This window comes from Arthrobacter sp. D1-29 (assembly GCF_054130585.1).
The window spans coordinates 4,765,887-4,780,648 of the sequence record NZ_CP096383.1; the positions used below are offsets into that span (position 1 = coordinate 4,765,887).

Annotated in this window: 16 protein-coding genes and 2 riboswitches; of the genes, 7 read left to right on the forward strand and 9 right to left on the reverse strand. The window is 65.4% G+C overall.

Annotated features, from left to right (window positions below):
• Window positions 1-78: 78 nt before the first annotated feature.
• Window positions 79-1,290, forward strand: a complete 1,212-nt coding sequence (locus M1E17_RS21735) for an acetyl-CoA C-acyltransferase (RefSeq protein WP_457967887.1) — start codon at window positions 79-81, stop codon at window positions 1,288-1,290.
• Between the two features lie 48 nt (window positions 1,291-1,338).
• On the opposite strand, the gene M1E17_RS21740 is transcribed toward M1E17_RS21735, so the two are convergent.
• Together M1E17_RS21740 and M1E17_RS21745 are read right to left on the reverse strand one after the other, a co-directional pair.
• Window positions 1,339-1,539 carry an AsnC family protein gene (locus M1E17_RS21740; protein WP_457964093.1) on the reverse strand — a complete coding sequence of 67 codons (201 nt, stop codon included), beginning with the start codon at window positions 1,537-1,539 and terminating at the stop codon, window positions 1,339-1,341.
• An 80-nt stretch (window positions 1,540-1,619) separates the two neighbouring features.
• Window positions 1,620-2,153, reverse strand: coding sequence for a hypothetical protein (locus tag M1E17_RS21745; protein WP_457964095.1), 534 nt, complete (start codon window positions 2,151-2,153; stop codon window positions 1,620-1,622).
• A gap of 104 nt (window positions 2,154-2,257) precedes the next feature.
• Window positions 2,258-2,374: riboswitch (SAM riboswitch) on the forward strand.
• A 13-nt stretch (window positions 2,375-2,387) separates the two neighbouring features.
• Between M1E17_RS21745 and M1E17_RS21750 the strand changes: the two genes are divergently transcribed.
• The 3 genes from M1E17_RS21750 to M1E17_RS21760 are packed head-to-tail and all read left to right on the forward strand — an operon-like array spanning window position 2,388 to window position 4,282.
• Complete coding sequence (locus tag M1E17_RS21750) at window positions 2,388-2,666, forward strand: DUF1737 domain-containing protein (RefSeq protein WP_457964097.1); 279 nt, start codon at window positions 2,388-2,390, stop codon at window positions 2,664-2,666.
• Window positions 2,663-3,073, forward strand: a complete 411-nt coding sequence (locus tag M1E17_RS21755) for a rhodanese-like domain-containing protein (RefSeq protein WP_457964099.1) — start codon at window positions 2,663-2,665, stop codon at window positions 3,071-3,073. The genes M1E17_RS21750 and M1E17_RS21755 overlap by 4 nt, the downstream gene beginning before the upstream one ends.
• Window positions 3,074-4,282, forward strand: coding sequence for an O-succinylhomoserine sulfhydrylase (locus M1E17_RS21760; RefSeq protein WP_457964100.1), 1,209 nt, complete (start codon window positions 3,074-3,076; stop codon window positions 4,280-4,282).
• Between the two features lie 34 nt (window positions 4,283-4,316).
• Here M1E17_RS21760 and M1E17_RS21765 read toward each other — a convergent pair whose 3' ends face one another.
• Window positions 4,317-4,622, reverse strand: coding sequence for a DUF1905 domain-containing protein (locus M1E17_RS21765; RefSeq protein WP_457964102.1), 306 nt, complete (start codon window positions 4,620-4,622; stop codon window positions 4,317-4,319).
• Between the two features lie 156 nt (window positions 4,623-4,778).
• Entirely contained in the window at window positions 4,779-5,681 is a 903-nt protein-coding gene (locus tag M1E17_RS21770) for a LysR family transcriptional regulator ArgP (RefSeq protein WP_457964103.1), read from the reverse strand.
• 69 nt (window positions 5,682-5,750) lie between these two features.
• Here M1E17_RS21770 and M1E17_RS21775 point away from each other — a divergent pair, with 69 nt between their 5' ends.
• A complete protein-coding gene (locus tag M1E17_RS21775) occupies window positions 5,751-6,374 on the forward strand; it encodes a LysE/ArgO family amino acid transporter (protein ID WP_457964104.1) in 624 nt (207 codons plus the stop codon).
• A gap of 114 nt (window positions 6,375-6,488) precedes the next feature.
• On the opposite strand, the gene M1E17_RS21780 is transcribed toward M1E17_RS21775, so the two are convergent.
• Window positions 6,489-7,748, reverse strand: a complete 1,260-nt coding sequence (locus tag M1E17_RS21780) for a glutamate--cysteine ligase 2 (protein WP_457964106.1) — start codon at window positions 7,746-7,748, stop codon at window positions 6,489-6,491.
• Window positions 7,749-7,935: 187 nt separating this feature from the next.
• Window positions 7,936-9,459 carry a UDP-N-acetylglucosamine 1-carboxyvinyltransferase gene (locus M1E17_RS21785; RefSeq protein ID WP_457964107.1) on the reverse strand — a complete coding sequence of 508 codons (1,524 nt, stop codon included), beginning with the start codon at window positions 9,457-9,459 and terminating at the stop codon, window positions 7,936-7,938.
• 194 nt (window positions 9,460-9,653) lie between these two features.
• On the opposite strand from M1E17_RS21785, the gene M1E17_RS21790 reads away from it, so the two are divergent.
• On the forward strand, window positions 9,654-10,514 hold the full coding sequence (locus M1E17_RS21790) for a hypothetical protein (RefSeq protein WP_457964109.1): 861 nt from the start codon (window positions 9,654-9,656) through the stop codon (window positions 10,512-10,514).
• Window positions 10,515-10,553: 39 nt separating this feature from the next.
• On the opposite strand, the gene M1E17_RS21795 is transcribed toward M1E17_RS21790, so the two are convergent.
• The 3 genes from M1E17_RS21795 to M1E17_RS21805 are packed head-to-tail and all read right to left on the reverse strand — an operon-like array spanning window position 10,554 to window position 13,626.
• Window positions 10,554-11,348 carry an energy-coupling factor transporter transmembrane component T family protein gene (locus tag M1E17_RS21795; RefSeq protein WP_457964110.1) on the reverse strand — a complete coding sequence of 265 codons (795 nt, stop codon included), beginning with the start codon at window positions 11,346-11,348 and terminating at the stop codon, window positions 10,554-10,556.
• Complete coding sequence (locus M1E17_RS21800; RefSeq protein WP_457964112.1) at window positions 11,345-12,976, reverse strand: ABC transporter ATP-binding protein; 1,632 nt, start codon at window positions 12,974-12,976, stop codon at window positions 11,345-11,347. The genes M1E17_RS21795 and M1E17_RS21800 overlap by 4 nt, the downstream gene beginning before the upstream one ends.
• Window positions 12,976-13,626, reverse strand: a complete 651-nt coding sequence (locus M1E17_RS21805; protein WP_457964114.1) for an ECF transporter S component — start codon at window positions 13,624-13,626, stop codon at window positions 12,976-12,978. Before M1E17_RS21805 ends, M1E17_RS21800 begins: the two co-directional genes overlap by 1 nt.
• A gap of 67 nt (window positions 13,627-13,693) precedes the next feature.
• Window positions 13,694-13,835, reverse strand: a riboswitch (TPP riboswitch).
• 57 nt (window positions 13,836-13,892) lie between these two features.
• Between M1E17_RS21805 and M1E17_RS21810 the strand changes: the two genes are divergently transcribed.
• Window positions 13,893-14,435, forward strand: a complete 543-nt coding sequence (locus tag M1E17_RS21810) for a heme-degrading domain-containing protein (RefSeq protein WP_457964116.1) — start codon at window positions 13,893-13,895, stop codon at window positions 14,433-14,435.
• Window positions 14,436-14,762 lie beyond the last annotated feature (327 nt).

Consider the following 14,762-nt stretch of genomic DNA (forward strand, 5'->3'; position numbering starts at 1 on the left):
CTTTCCGGCACCAAGTCCGAGACCCGAACCCAGTGGAAGGCAGCCACCATGAGCAACGAGGCCCTGAGTAACGAGCCTATGAGGAGCGAGGCCCTGAAAGCTGACGCGCGTACCGCAGTCATCCTGGGCGGCGCCCGCACTCCCTTCGGACGATTCCGGGGCAGCCTGGCCGCGCTGTCATCCAGTGAACTGGGCGCCCACGCGATCCGCAGTGCACTTGAAAGGACAGGCGTGGACCCCGGCCAGGTCCATGCGGTGATCGTGGGCCAGGTCATCCAGGCAGGTGCAGGGCAAGGACCCGCGCGGCAGGCAAGCCTGGCAGCAGGCATTGGCTGGGACGTTCCCACGGTAACCATCAACAAGCTCTGCCTCTCCGGACTCACTGCGGTGATCGACGCCGCCAGGATGATCCGGGCCGGCGAGGCAGACTTCATCGTGGCAGGGGGCCAGGAATCCATGAGCAACGCCCCGCACCTGCTTCAGCGCCTTCGCAACGGTGTGGCAATCGGCGACGCCCCGCTGATGGACTCACTGAATTACGATGCCCTGCAGGACCCCGTCTCCGGCGTCCTCCAGGGCGCCGCAACCGATGCGGGCAACGCCGAACGCGGAATCAGCCGGGCGGACCAGGACGCTGTTGCCGCGAGGTCCCATCAGCGGTCGGAGGCAGCGAGCTCCGCCGGACTGCTTGCTGCCGAGATCGCACCGGTCAAAGTACCGCAGCGCCGTGGTCCAGCACTGATGGTGGATTCTGATGAAGGCATTCGCCCGGGCACGACGGCGGAGGCCCTGGCTGCCCTTAAGCCCGCCTTCTCCACGGCCGCGACTGCCACTATCACCGCCGGATCCGCCTCTCCCCTTTCAGACGGCGCGGCCGCCGTCGTGATTGCCAGCAAGGCCGCCGCGGAACGTGCCGGACTGAGCTGGATCGCCGAGATCCGCAGCCACGGCCAGACTGCCGGCCCGGACGCTTCCCTGCATTCCCAGCCGTCCCGCGCCATCGAACGCGCCCTGGCTGCGGAAGGGCTTGGCGTGGCTGATCTGGACCTGATCGAAATTAATGAAGCCTTCGCGTCCGTGATTATCCAATCGGCCCAGGACCTGGGCGTCAGCACGGAGCGGATCAACGCCGAGGGCGGCGCCATCGCCTTGGGCCACCCAGTGGGCGCCTCAGGCGCACGCCTTGTGCTGCACCAGGCGCTGGCGCTGCAGCGGCGCGGCGGCGGCACCGGGGTTGTGTCCCTCTGCGGCGGCGGGGGCCAAGGCGAGGCTCTCATCCTCAAGGCCTGAAATGTAGTGCGCCAAGCCCCAGGAACCCTGACGGACCGCGTTGACGGGCTAGCGCCTGCCGTACTTCCGGTGAACTGCCTGCTTGCTGACGCCCAGGCACAGGGCGATCGCTTCCCATGAGAGTCCTGCCTGGCGGGCGTTCCTGACCAAGGCAGCTTCGGCCCGCCCTACTTCCTTCTGCAGCTCCGCCACGGCATAGAGTGCCTCGGCCGGGCCCTTCCCATCCATCGATCCAACGAGTGTCTTCATCCGATCCACCTCCACGACGTCAACATTAGTTGACACCACTTCGTTCGTCAACCTACGTTGACGCTCAGACTGGTGCCACCTCAGGCCGGTGGAGCCGCGTGAACTGTGAGCGGGACCAGCCGGTGGGTGCAGGACGCACGTTCCAGGCTCAGGGTGCCCGGAGCGGCCCTGTTGTTGACGCCGGTGTCATCACACCAGTCCACGCCGTACGGGACAGCGCTGACTCCGCCCTCTCCGGCAGCCATGGTCTCCGGAACGGTGAAGACAAAGGTGAAGCCGCCGTCGTCGGTCATGGGAGCGAGCTCCTCCAGGACCGTCTGCCCCGCAGCATCCGTCACCGTCACCTGGATGCGGGCATCCGCGCCGTAGAGCGCATCACAGGTGGTGTCCTGCGCGGAGACCGTAACCTTCCCGCCAGCCTGAACGGCCGACGGGGAGACAAAGTACTCCGGCGGCCCGCAGGGCGGCGGAGCGAAGGGGTCCCGGCAGCCTGTCAGTGCAAAGGCAAGGGATGCGACGGCGAGGACGACCGCGGTCCATCGCAACCGGTTTTGCACTGCTGGCCTTCCCCGCTGTTTGCCCACACAGTCTTTTCCCACAGATCGTTCACCCATATCCTGCTGTTTCCCCATACCGTGATTGTCCGGCATGGCGTTGGTTACGCAACATGACGATGGCGGCGGTGCGGGGCGGCGGGCCAGGTGTTACGTTTTTGGGCAGTAATGAGTACCGGCGCCAAGCCCTGACTGGCCGGTCGGCAACCCTCCCTTTCGCGGCGGGGTGCCTCAGGTGAATACTCGGCATATCGAAAAAATTCGAGCTGCAAGCGTGAGAGAAGGAGATCCGTCGTGACAGACGCACCTGCCACTGAAGAAAAGCTGTCCTACCGACTGATCACAGGGCCGGATGACCGCTCCTTCTGTGAGCGGATCTCAACCGCATTGGCGGAGGGCTACGTCCTGCACGGCAGCCCGGCCGCAACGTTCAACGGCAGCAGCGTGATCGTGGCGCAGGCCCTGGTCCTCCCGGCTGCGATCGCCTCCGCGGACGCCGCCGTCGCCACCGCTGTGGACGATCTGGAAACTGCCGGCGAAGAGCTCGAATTCGACGGCGAGGGCCACGCATGAGCTACGCAGGAGACCTCACCCCGGAGGAAGCCTGGACCAAGCTGGAGCAGGGCGCCATCCTGGTGGATGTGCGCACGGAGGGCGAATGGGCGCATATCGGCATCCCGGACACCAAGGCGACCGACAACGATCCCCTTTTCATCCAGTGGACGTTCCCGGGTGGCATCCCCAACCCCGATTTCATCAATGACCTGACACAGCAGGCACCCGAGGACACCGGCACGGAACTGGTGTTCCTGTGCCGTTCCGGGGCCCGGTCCATAGCTGCAGCCATCGCCGCCACCCAAGCAGGCTACACGTCCTACAACGTCCTCGAGGGCTTTGAAGGCGAGCCGGACCGCTACGGCGAACGCACCGTCAATGGCTGGAAGAACCGCGGCCTGCCTACGAATCTGGGAACGAACTAAGTGACATTCAATGAAGATGCCGCCGGCTGGAGTCCTGACACCCAGGCAGTCCGTGGCGGGCTGGACCGCACCAATTTCCAGGAGACCGCCGAGCCGGTCTTCCTGAACTCCGGGTTCGTCTACGAATCGGCCGCAGCTGCCGAACGCGCCTTCACCGGCGAGGACGAGCGCTTTGTCTACTCCCGCTACGGGAACCCCTCCGTAGCCACCTTCCAGGAACGGCTCCGCCTCCTCGAGGGCACCGAGGCGTGCTTTGCGACGGCGTCGGGAATGTCTGCAGTCTTCACCGCCCTGGGTGCCCTGCTGGCTGCCGGTGACCGCGTGGTTGCGGCCCGCTCGCTGTTCGGTTCCTGTTTCGTGATCCTGAACGAGATCCTGCCGCGCTGGGGCGTGGAGACCGTCTTTGTGGATGGCCCGGACCTGGACCAGTGGCGTGAAGCATTGTCCCAGCCCACCACCGCAGTCTTCTTCGAGTCGCCGTCCAACCCGATGCAGGAAATCGTGGACATCGCGGCAGTCAGCGAACTGGCGCATGCCGCCGGAGCCACCGTCGTCGTCGACAACGTCTTTGCCACTCCCCTGCTGCAGCGCTGCGGCCAGCTGGGCGCGGACGTCATTGTCTACTCCGGCACCAAGCACATCGACGGCCAGGGCCGAGTCATGGGCGGGGCAATCCTGGGCACCAAGGAATTCATCGACGGCCCCGTGAAACAGCTCATGCGCCACACCGGACCCTCACTGTCCGCCTTCAACGCCTGGGTCCTCACCAAGGGGCTGGAGACCATGGCGCTGCGCGTCAACCATTCCTCGGCCACCGCCCTGAGGCTGGCAGAGTGGCTGGAACAGCAGCCTGCGGTCAGCTGGGTCAAATACCCGCTGCTGAAATCCCACCCGCAGTATGAGCTCGCCGCCAAGCAGATGAAGGCCGGCGGCACCGTGCTGACCCTAGAACTCGCGACGACGGCCGGACGCTCGGGCAAGGAAGCCGCCTTTGCGCTGCTGGACGGGCTGCGGATCATCGACATCTCCAACAACCTCGGCGACGCCAAGTCCCTCATCACCCACCCTGCCACCACGACGCACCGCGCCATGGGTCCCGAAGGCCGTGCGGCCATCGGGCTGAGCGACGGTGTGGTGCGGCTGTCCGTGGGCCTCGAAGACGCGGATGACCTGATCGGCGACCTGGAGCGGGCGCTCAAGCAGATCTGACCCGCCCGGTCGCGCCGGAAGGGAGCTGGCCCTGCTAATCCGTTCCGTGGACTTGGAGTCGCACTGCCACGTCATCACCGGCGCTGATCCGGGCCGCGTCCCTCACGGCCTTCTTGACGGGCAGCAGGTACGAACCGCTTTTGCTGTCCGGGAACAGTGACGTCTGCCACGTGTGGCCGGAGATTTCGGCGGTAACTCTAACCGATCCGAAGCCTTTGCGGAGCGAGCCCGCATCGTCGCGAACGTCCTCTGCAACGTCCGCGGGGAGAGTCAGGAAGTGCCACCCCGCTTCTTCCGGGATATGCCACAGTTTGGCGTGAAAAGAGTACGACGACGTCACGCGCCTGAGTATTCCACGCCGGCCTGAGAGCCGCACCCCTTCGGCGCGAACGAACACTTCAGGCCCCTCCCCACGTGCGAACTGGCAGATAATGCCCTCAAAGGGCGATTATTGCGTCATTATCTGCCTGTTCGCGATCCGCGTGTTCGCGGGGTGTCAGGCTTGGGGCTGGCGGAGCTGACGCGAGGCGGCTTCGCGGACCGCGGCGGTGAGCTGGTTCAGCACCGGGGAGTCTATCTTCCAGCGCTGCCAGTACAGCGAGACATCCACAGGATGAGCAGGTGCCAGCTCCACCAGTTCGCCGTTCCTGATATCAGCCAGGCAGTGCTGCTCGGGCAACAGTCCCCATCCCAGCCCCAGCCCGATGGCCTGGGCGAACTCGGCCGACGACGGCACGTAGTGCCGCGGCGCGGTCAGTTCAGCGCCGGTCAGCGACTGGAAGAAGCCGCCCTGCAGCTCGTCCTTCCGGTCAAAATCCATCACCGGTGCCGCGCTTCCGGCGGTAAGGTCCGGCCCGTCCGGCCACCAGCGACGGACGTAACCGGAACTGGCCACGGCCCGGTATCTCATGGCACCCAGCGGCTCCACGCTGCAGCCCTGCACCGGCTCCGGCGTAGCCGTCACAGCCGCCATCACGGTCCCGGTGCGCAGGAGCTGCGTGGAATGCTGTTCATCCTCCCGGCGGATTTCAAAAAAGGCGCCGCCGTCCGCGGGAAGGCTGGCCAGCGCCGTCAGGAACCACGTGGACAGTGAGTCGGCATTTACTACCAGGGGAATCGGCGCGCCCGGGCTGTCACTGCTGTCCCCGAGCTCGCGCCGGGCGTCCCATTCCAGTTGCCGGACCTGCCGGGCGAACCGCAGCACAGCCGCCCCTGCCGCCGTGGGCAGGACGGGGTTGGTGCGCTGCAGCAGGATTTGCCCGGCCGCGTCCTCCATCGCTTTCAGCCGTTGGGAAACGGCAGACGGCGTGACCACCAGGCTCCGGGCCGCGGCCTCCAGCGTCCCCTCATCCACCACAGCAGCAAAGGTCCGCAACTGCTCCAACTGGAAGCTTCGCATTAGCTTTCCTTACTATTCCTAAGAATGTTTAGCTGGATTAATTGTAAGCTCCACTTTACGTTGGAGGATATGGATTTGACTCAACTTTTGACCACCACGGCTCTCGGCTTCGGCACGGGACTGGCCCTCATCGTTGCCATCGGGAGCCAGAACGCGTTTGTTCTCCGCCAGGGCATCAGGGGCGAGCATGTGGCCGCCGTCGTCCTGGTGTGCAGCGTCTCGGACGCCCTGCTCATCGCCGCCGGCATCGCGGGAATTGGGGCCCTTGTGGAGGCGAGTCCGGTGGTGGTTGAGGTTGCACGGTACGCAGGAGCGGCGTTTCTGGCCGCCTATGGTGCCCTGGCGGCCAAGCGGGCCATCCGCCCGGGGGCGCTGACCGCCTCTGGCCGCCAGAGTGCCCTCAGCGCCGGGGCGGCAATCTCCACGGTGCTGGCCCTGACGTGGCTCAACCCTCACGTCTACCTGGATACCGTTCTGCTGCTGGGGTCGGTGGCCAACCAGCAGACGCAGGACCTGCGGTGGTGGTTTGGGGCCGGCGCCATCACCGCCAGCATTGCCTGGTTCAGCGCCCTTGGATTCGGGGCACGGAGCCTGCGTCCGTTCTTCGCGCGGCCGTCATCGTGGCGTGTCCTCGACGGACTCATCGCCCTGGTGATGCTGTCGCTGGGAGTGCGCCTGGCAGTGGGGGCCTGACGGCCCCCGCCTGGCGACAGCGAAAAAAACCTCCGGCTCAGGCGCGAACGGGCAGATAATGCCCTGTTTTTCGCCTTTTGTGGGCATTATCTGCCCGTTCGCGCTGCCTGTTTGCTAGTGGAAGCCTGGCTGGGACAGGCGGACCCGCAGCAGCTCCGGCGCGTCGTCCTCGTCAGGAAAGCCGGAGGCTCCACGCATGGTGACCGCAACTGCCTTCGCGACGACGGCGGCCAGCCCGCCGTCGTCGGCAGCCGTTTTGTCGCTCACCGCCTTTTCCATTACCGCATCGCGCACCCGGCGCTGTTCGGCGGCGCCGGTGCCGCGTGAGATGACGTCCTCCACGCCCTGGCGTGCCAGCCCCAGCTCGCCCTGTTCGCTGAGCACGGGAGCGAGATAATCCACGAGTGAGCGGACAACGTCGTGTGCGGGGGCAGGCCGGAAGGTGCCGAAGTCCAGCAGTTCGCCGCTCAGGCCACTGCTGCTTGCCTGCCACGCCGCCATCCGCAGCAGAACGGTGGGAACAGGGGCGGGTTCAACTCCGGCGTGCCACTCCCGGCTGGCTGACTCCACCATTGCCCGCACCAGCACGGCTATCAGGGCCGCGTCCTCGGCCCGAAGGCAGACGTCGGCCACCCGGACCTCTACCGTGGGATGGTTCCTTGACAGCCGGGCATCGAAGTAGATCATGCCTTCATCCAGCATCACACCACTGTCCAGCAGACGGGCCACCAGCCGCCGGTACGCCGAATACGTACCGAAGATGCCGGACGGGCCGGAGGTGGGCCACCGGTTCCAGGCCTGCGTACGGTAGCTTTCGAACCCGGTGGGCATGCCGTTCCAGAAGGGCGAGTTTGCACTCAGCGCAGTGAGTACCGCCAGCTTGTCGCGGATCCTGTCCAGCACGGCCACGCCTTCCTCCGGGGACTCGATGAAGGTGTGGACGTGGAATCCGCAGGTCAGCTGTTCCTGAGCGGTCAGGCCAAAACGCTCCAGCATCCGGGCATACCGCGGATCCGGAGTGGTGTGGGTAGTGGAGGCAAGCGGCGATGTGGCCAGGGCTGCCACCCTGGCCCCGTTCTTTCGGGCCGCCTGGTCGGCCAGCAGGCGGCCGGCACGTATCTGCCGCAGCAACTCCCCATATTCCAGGCACGGCCGGGTCTGGGTCTCGATCTGCTCAAGCTTCAGCTCGGCACTCAAACCCATGTCGTCGTCGTGGAAGGCGGTCTTGTCTTCGGTTTCCAAGGCATGCGGATCCTGCGGGGAATCATCTGCCGCAAGCCGCCGCCCCGAGAGCAGGGCGTCGGCGAGTGCAAGGGGTTCCCCCGTCTCCGGATCAACGATCAGGAGTTCTTCCTCGACGCCGAATGTGCGCATGTCTATATTCTGCTGCAACCCGCCGGAGTTGGAGCGGGGACACAGGCATCATGACGAAACGCGAACGAACACTTGAGGCCCTGCGAGAGGTGCTCAAGTGTCCGCTCGCGCCCGCCGTCCGGGCCTTAAGTGTCCGCTCGCGCCATCCAAGGGGGGCTTAAATGCCCGCTCGCGCCATCGAGGGGGCTCAGTCCTGGAAGTACTCAACCTTTGCGCCGATGGTGTTGAGCCTTTCGGCGAGGTCCTCGTAGCCGCGCTCAATCACGTAAATGTTGCGCAGCTCGGAAACGCCGCGTGCCGCAAGCATGGCCAGCAGCAGGCAGGCTGCCGGGCGGAGCGCGGGCGGGCAGCCCACCTCGGCGGCGCGCCACCTGGTGGGACCGGTGACGTAGATCCGGTGCGGGTCCAAAAGCTGCACCTGGGCGCCGAGCCGGTTGAGTTCGGTAAGGTAAATGGCACGGTTCTCATACACCCAGTCGTGGATCAGGGTCTGGCCATGGGCGTTGGCCGCGATCACCGCGAAGAACGGCAGGTTGTCGATGTTCAGGCCCGGAAAGGGCATCGGGTGGATCTTATCCTCGGGCGCATGGAGTTCGGAGGGTTTGGTGGTGACATCCACCAGACGGGTGCGGCCGTTGCGGGCCATGTATTCCCCGGATATCTCCAGCTGCTGGCCCATCTGCTCCAGCATGGCCAGTTCGATTTCCATGAACTCGATGGGAACGCGGCAGATGGTCACCTCCGAGTTGGTCACAATGCCGGCGGTGATGAGGCTCATGGCCTCGATCGGGTCCTCTGACGGAAAGTATTCGATGTCGACGTCAACGTGCTCCTGGCCGGTGATCCTCAACGTTGTGGTCCCCACGCCGTCGATCTCCACTCCCAGCATCTGCAGGTAGAAGCAAAGGTCCTGCACCATGTAGTTGGGGCTGGCGTTACGGATGACAGTGGTGCCACGCCGGTGGGCAGCGGCCATGATGGCGTTTTCCGTGACGGTGTCGCCGCGCTCCGTCAGCACAAAGGAACGGGAGAGCTCGTCCGCGGCCGGTGCCTTGACTGCATAGAAGCCCGAGGTTGCTTCCACCGAGAGCCCGAACTGACGAAGGGCCTGCATGTGGGGCTCCACGGTCCGGGTGCCCAGGTCACAGCCACCGGCGTAGGGAAGCCGGTATTCAGACGTTTCATCCAGGAGCGGCCCAAGGAGCATGATCACGCTCCGGGTGCGGCGCGCCGCCTCCACGTCCATGTCAGCCAGATCCAGTACGGCCGGGCGGCGGAGCCGGAGGTCCGTGTCGTTGAGCCAGGTGCATTCAACGCCAATACTGCTAAGCACTTCAACGATGCGGTTCACTTCCTCGATCCGGGCCAGCCGGCGCAGGACGGTGGTGCCGCGGTTGATCAGGCTTGCGCAGAGAAGGGCCACACCGGCGTTCTTGCTACTGTTGACGTCAACTGCCCCCGAGAGGGTTTGGCCGCCCTCAACCCTCAAGTGGGTCATCTGGGGTTTTCCAATGTTGACGATGCTGCGGCCGAAGATAGCTTCGAGGCGCTGGATCATTTTGAGGCTGAGGTTCTGCTTCCCCTGTTCCATTCGCGCGATGGCACTTTGGCTGGTCCCAAGCTCTGCGGCCAGCTGGCCTTGGGTCCAGCCTTTCTCGTTGCGGGCATCGCGAAGGGTGGCGGCGACGTGGTCAGCAGTTTCCTGAGTCATGACCAAAATATATCATAAATGAGCTATTTCGCCAGATATTCGCAACGTTGAGAGTACAATCCGTGATACAAAACGCTGGATATACCCGGCTGGTGCGATAATCGCCTCACCATTGAGCCAGCCCTTGACCCCTCCCAAGTCTGCGGAGCACACTAAAACCTACGGGCTCACAGGTCCGGAGGTGGGTGTCAGCCATGCATAGAAGCACAAACGCAGTACGCGCTCCAACGCACGTGCGGTTGCTGCTGTCATTGCTGTTATCGCTGGGCTTGGTCCTCTGCCTGCCGGCCGCCGTACTGCTGGCCTTGGCCCCACCGGCCGGCGCAGCCCCTTCGCCGGGAGAGGGCGTCCAGCAGTCCTTGGGCAATGACGTGTCGTGGCCCCAATGCAACAGACCCCTTCCCAAGGGGCAGGCGTTCGCGATCGTCGGCGTCAACAATGGACGGGCGAACACCACCAACCCATGCCTGGCCGAACAGCTCGAATGGGCCAGGACGTCGTCGTGGCATCCGGACCAGCCCGCCGTGGCCCTCTACGTGAACACCGCCAATCCGGCGCTTGCGGGCTCCTGGTGGCCGTTCAACAACGACTATCCTGAGGGTTCGGCTGTCCGGAACCCCTACGGCGCATGCGAGAGTGGGAAGGTTTCCGAGGCCTGCTCCTATATGTACGGTTACGCCAAGGCCTATGACGACGCGTACATCCGCGGCATCGATGATCCTGCGTCCTACCGGTGGTGGCTGGACGTGGAAACCGAAAACAGCTGGTCCACCAACCGGGCTGCCAACCGGGCCGTCCTGGAGGGAATGACAGATTTCTTCCGCAGCATTGGCGCGGAGGTGGGGATCTACTCCAGCAACGTGCAGTGGAACCAGATTGTTGGTCCAGTCAGCAGCTCCAGCAGCCTGTACTCCCTGCCCAGCTGGCTGGCCGGAGCCAGCACGGAACGCGGAGCAAAGGCCAATTGCTCCCGGCCCCCGCTTACGGCCGGCGGCAAAGTCACCCTGGCCCAATTCGTGTACGGCGGCTACGACTACAACTATTCCTGCAGCTGAGGCAGGCCTGCCATTCGGTTGCGGCCCCGTTAGTCCAGGCTAGCGCCAGACGAAGCTCCAGGTCCCGAATGCCGCCGCCGCCAGCACAGCGCCCGCGGCAATGAGAAGTCCGCCCAGCAGCACCCAGACATCCAGCAGGGAGTAGGTGGATTCGCGGGCCCAGGTCCGCTGGGCACCGCCAAAACCGCGGGCTTCCATGGTGACCGCCAGCCGGGAAGCGCGCCGGATTGCCTGCACCAGCAGGCCAAAACTCTGGCCCAATGTGGCGCGCAGCCTTTCGAGGGGACTTCCCTGCGAGCCGACTCCGCGCGCACGCCGGGCCATGCCAATGGTCTGCCATTCCTCCGCCATGAGCCCCACGAGGCGCATGGCGGCAAGCGTGCCCAGGACGAAACGGTGCGGCAGCTTCGCCTTCTGCGCCAGCGCATCAGCGAGGTCCGTCGGGTCTGTGCAGGTCATCAGCAGGATGGCCGGCAGCGCAATGGCCAGGCCGCGCAGCATAAATCCGATCCCCAGCTGCAGGGAACCCTCGCTGATGGACCAAATCCCGACGTCGAGCAGTACGGCACCGCTGTCAGCTGCCATGATCGATGTGCTCCAGCCGCCAACGGCCGCGGCGAGAATCAGGGGCCAGGCCCGCTGCCACAGGATACGCAGCGTGAGGCCGGCAAGTGGAAAGAGCGCAAGCTCCGCCACCAGCGCCGTGGTGGCAGACACCCAGTCGATGGACAGTGCCAGCACGAGGGTAATCAGGAACACGGCCGCGAATTTCGCCAGCGGATTGGCACGGGTCAGGAGAGCGTGGTTGCCGCGGAGGTTCAGGGCTGTCCTCATGCGGCACCCGCTTCCAGCCGGGCGTCTCCTTGGGAGGCGGGGCCAAGCTGCAATTCAGTGCCGCCCAGGACCGCGCTGAACTCCTGGTCATGGGTCACGGAGACAACCGCCGTTCCCGCGTCCAGCAGCTCGGAAAGGAAGGAGGCCAGCTCAGCCCAGGTGTTGGCGTCCTGGCCGAAGGTTGGCTCGTCCAGCACCAGGACCTTGGGGTGGGCTGCCAGCACCGTGGCCACGGAGAGGCGCCGCTTTTCACCGCCGGAAAGGGTGTAAGGGTTGGCCTCGACGAGGTGGGTCAGGCGCAGCCGTTGGATCAGGTCGTCGACGCGCTCCTCGCCGTGTCCCAGATGGCGGGGACCAAACATCAACTCGTCAAGGACGCGCCCGGTGACGAACTGGTGCTCGGGCTCCTGGAACACGGTGCCCACCCGGGAAATCAGCTGGTTGGCCTTCCATCGGAAAGGATCGATACCCGCGCCGCGGCTCAGGTCCACGGTTGCCGAAACTTTTCCGCGGACCGGCGCCAACAGCCCCGCGAGTGTGAGCGCGAAGGTGGATTTCCCGGAGCCGTTGGGGCCGGTCACCGTCAGCGCGCGCCCCTCGCGGACCTGCGCGGAAATCCCCTCCTGCACCGGCACAGGCGCAATGGTCGTGAAGCCGCGGCGGCGGGGCCGTTCGCGGGACACTGCCAGTTCCTCGGCGGCCAGCAGAAGTCCGCCCGAACCCGGCGAACTGCGGGCCCGGGTGGCAGGGACGTAGCCCGGCACCCAGACGCCGGCGCCGGCCAGCATGTCCCGGGCATCTGCAAGCACCTGGTCCGGAGGGCCGTCAAGCAGGACTGCAGACGCCGAGTCAGAGCCCGGCTGCAGCACCACAATCCTGTCCACCAGGTCTTTCCAGACGGAGACGCGGTGCTCCACCACCACCAGTGTGGCGCCGGTCTTATCCAGGCAGCGGCCCACGGCGTCGCGGACCTCCAGCACCCCGTTAGGATCCAGGTTAGCCGTCGGTTCATCCAGCAGGATCAGCCCTGGCCGCATGGCCAGAATGCCGGCCAGCGCGAGGCGCTGCTTCTGCCCGCCGGACAGGGCCGACGTCGGGTGGTCCAGCGGCAGCCCGCCGGCACCCTGTCCGGCGGCAGCCTGTCCGGCAGCACTCTGTCCGGCAGAACCCTGTCCGCCTGAATTCTGCCTGGAGCCGGCGCTGCGGAGCCCCACGTCCTCAAGTGCTTCATTGACCCGCCGCCAGATCTCTTCCCGGGGCACTGCCAGGTTCTCGGCACCAAAGGCGACGTCGTCACCAAGCCGCGAGAGCACCACCTGCGTTTCCGGATCCTGCTGCATAAGCCCGGCCCGGCCTCGCCGCTCCCGCGGAGCCGAACCGTCAATGAGCAGCGAACCGGTTTCGTCGGCGTCGTCCTCTTCATCCCCCAGCACACCGGCAAGGGCGTGCAGGAGTGTGGATTTCCCCGCTCCTGAGGGGCCCAGGAGCAGCACCCGCTCGCCCGGGCCGATCTCCAGATCGAGTCCCCGGACGGCGGGTGTGGAGCGGCCGGCATGCCGCCAGCCCCAGCCCCGGGCGGAAACTGAAGCGGGCCGCGCAGCAGAAGCGCCGGCGTCGGGAGGTGTCATCAGTTGAAGACGCGCTCCGAAGCGGCCTTGCGGGAAGCGAAGGAGCTGAGGACGCCGGTCTTGGCCAGGCCGCGGGTGGCGATCCAGGACAGGGCGCCGGCGATGATGGCACCGGAGAGAGTGCAGAACAGGATGTAGGCCAGCTTGTCACCGGCCTCATAGGCGATGTTCCAGCCCCACGGCATAAAGGAGTCGTTGAGGCCGCAGAAGAGCCCGGCAGCGGCACCGGCCAGCAGCGCAGCGATGAGGTTGAACTTCTGGTGCAGGAACGACTTGAACTTGAAATTGCCGTAGACCAGCAGGAAGAACACCAGTTCGGCGCCCAGGCCCTGCAGGAGTCCGGAGATCAGCACGGTGGCGCCGTACTGCGATCCCATGATGAGCTCGCCCGTGGCGGCCACGGTTTCGCAGAAGATGGCAGCGCCCGGCTTGCGGATTATCAGCATGCCCAGTACCGCCGGGATCATCCAGCCGCCGGCGATCAGGCCGGTCAGCGGCGGGTAGACGGCGTTCATGGGGGCGGAGACGATTCCGGCGCCCTGGGACCAGGCCCAGAAGATCACGCCGCCGGCGATGGCGATGAGGGCGGCCACCACGATGTCCACCACACGCCAGGAGTTGCCGGTCTTCTTGATTGTTGCAGTTGTCATAATGGTCCTCCTGAGGAACAGGAGGGGAAAGTGCACCCCGGCGCGCGGCATCGGCCGCCCTGCCGGACACTTCGAGAACTCGACTCCCTTGCGCCGGTACTAACCGGATCAGGTTCGAGGGTCTGCGGCTGTCCGCACTCTCAGCGCCCACCTGCGGTTCCCTGGCAAAGCCAGTGATGCCCGACGGCGGCGCTCCCCTGTCGTAAATAAATCTGCCCTTGTGGGCGTGGTCCAGTTTACACCGCGAGAGGGGTAGATTGTGGGCCATGACTGCCGAACCCTCCCCTGTGACGACGTTTGATCCGGACTCTGCCGTGAGCCAGCCGGAAGGGTCGCTTGAAGCCTTGATTGCCCGGATCGAGGCAGAGATCAGCGAGCTGCAGTTCCCGCATTTCACCAAGGACGATGCCCTCAACCTCGGACTGCTCCTGGTGGAACTGGGCAAAGGCCGTCGGTTGCCCATTGCCATCGATATCACCAAGGGTGAGCAGGTCCTTTTCCACGTGGCCCTGGACGGGGCCACACCTGATAACGAACATTGGATCCGGGCGAAGCAGCGCACGGCCGCCCGCTATGAGATGCCGTCCCTGCTGGTGGGGCTCCGCGGACGGCGGGGCGGCGGCCGGGTGGAGGACGAGGGCTGGTTCGACGAGTCCCGGTACGCCCCGCACGGCGGCTCCTTCCCGCTGTACGTGGCGGGTGTGGGCGCGGTAGCCACGGTCACAGTGTCCGGGTTGCCCCAGCAGCAGGACCACGACCTGGTGGTCGAGGCGCTGCGGGAAATCCTGGCGTCGATGCAGGCGAGGTAGCTTCGGGGCACTTCCGGATTCCTAATATCATTCATGCCGGCGCCACTCCAACGAAGATGGCAGCACCAACAACGAACGTCATACGGCGACGCATGAATCCCCCTTCAGTGTCCGTGCCAACAGCCTGGCGGCAGGCACATACGGGGCTGCGTCCTGAAGGGCGTGGCATCAAGCCGCGCCCCCAGGATCGAGGCGGCCTTTGTCAGACCCCTCCTCCATACTCTCCATAGGATCGCGAACACCTGTCAACGACGTAAAACCGCAGGCCACGGGCAGGACGCATTGGAACGTAATACGAATATATGTTCTAGGATTCCTCTATGGGAT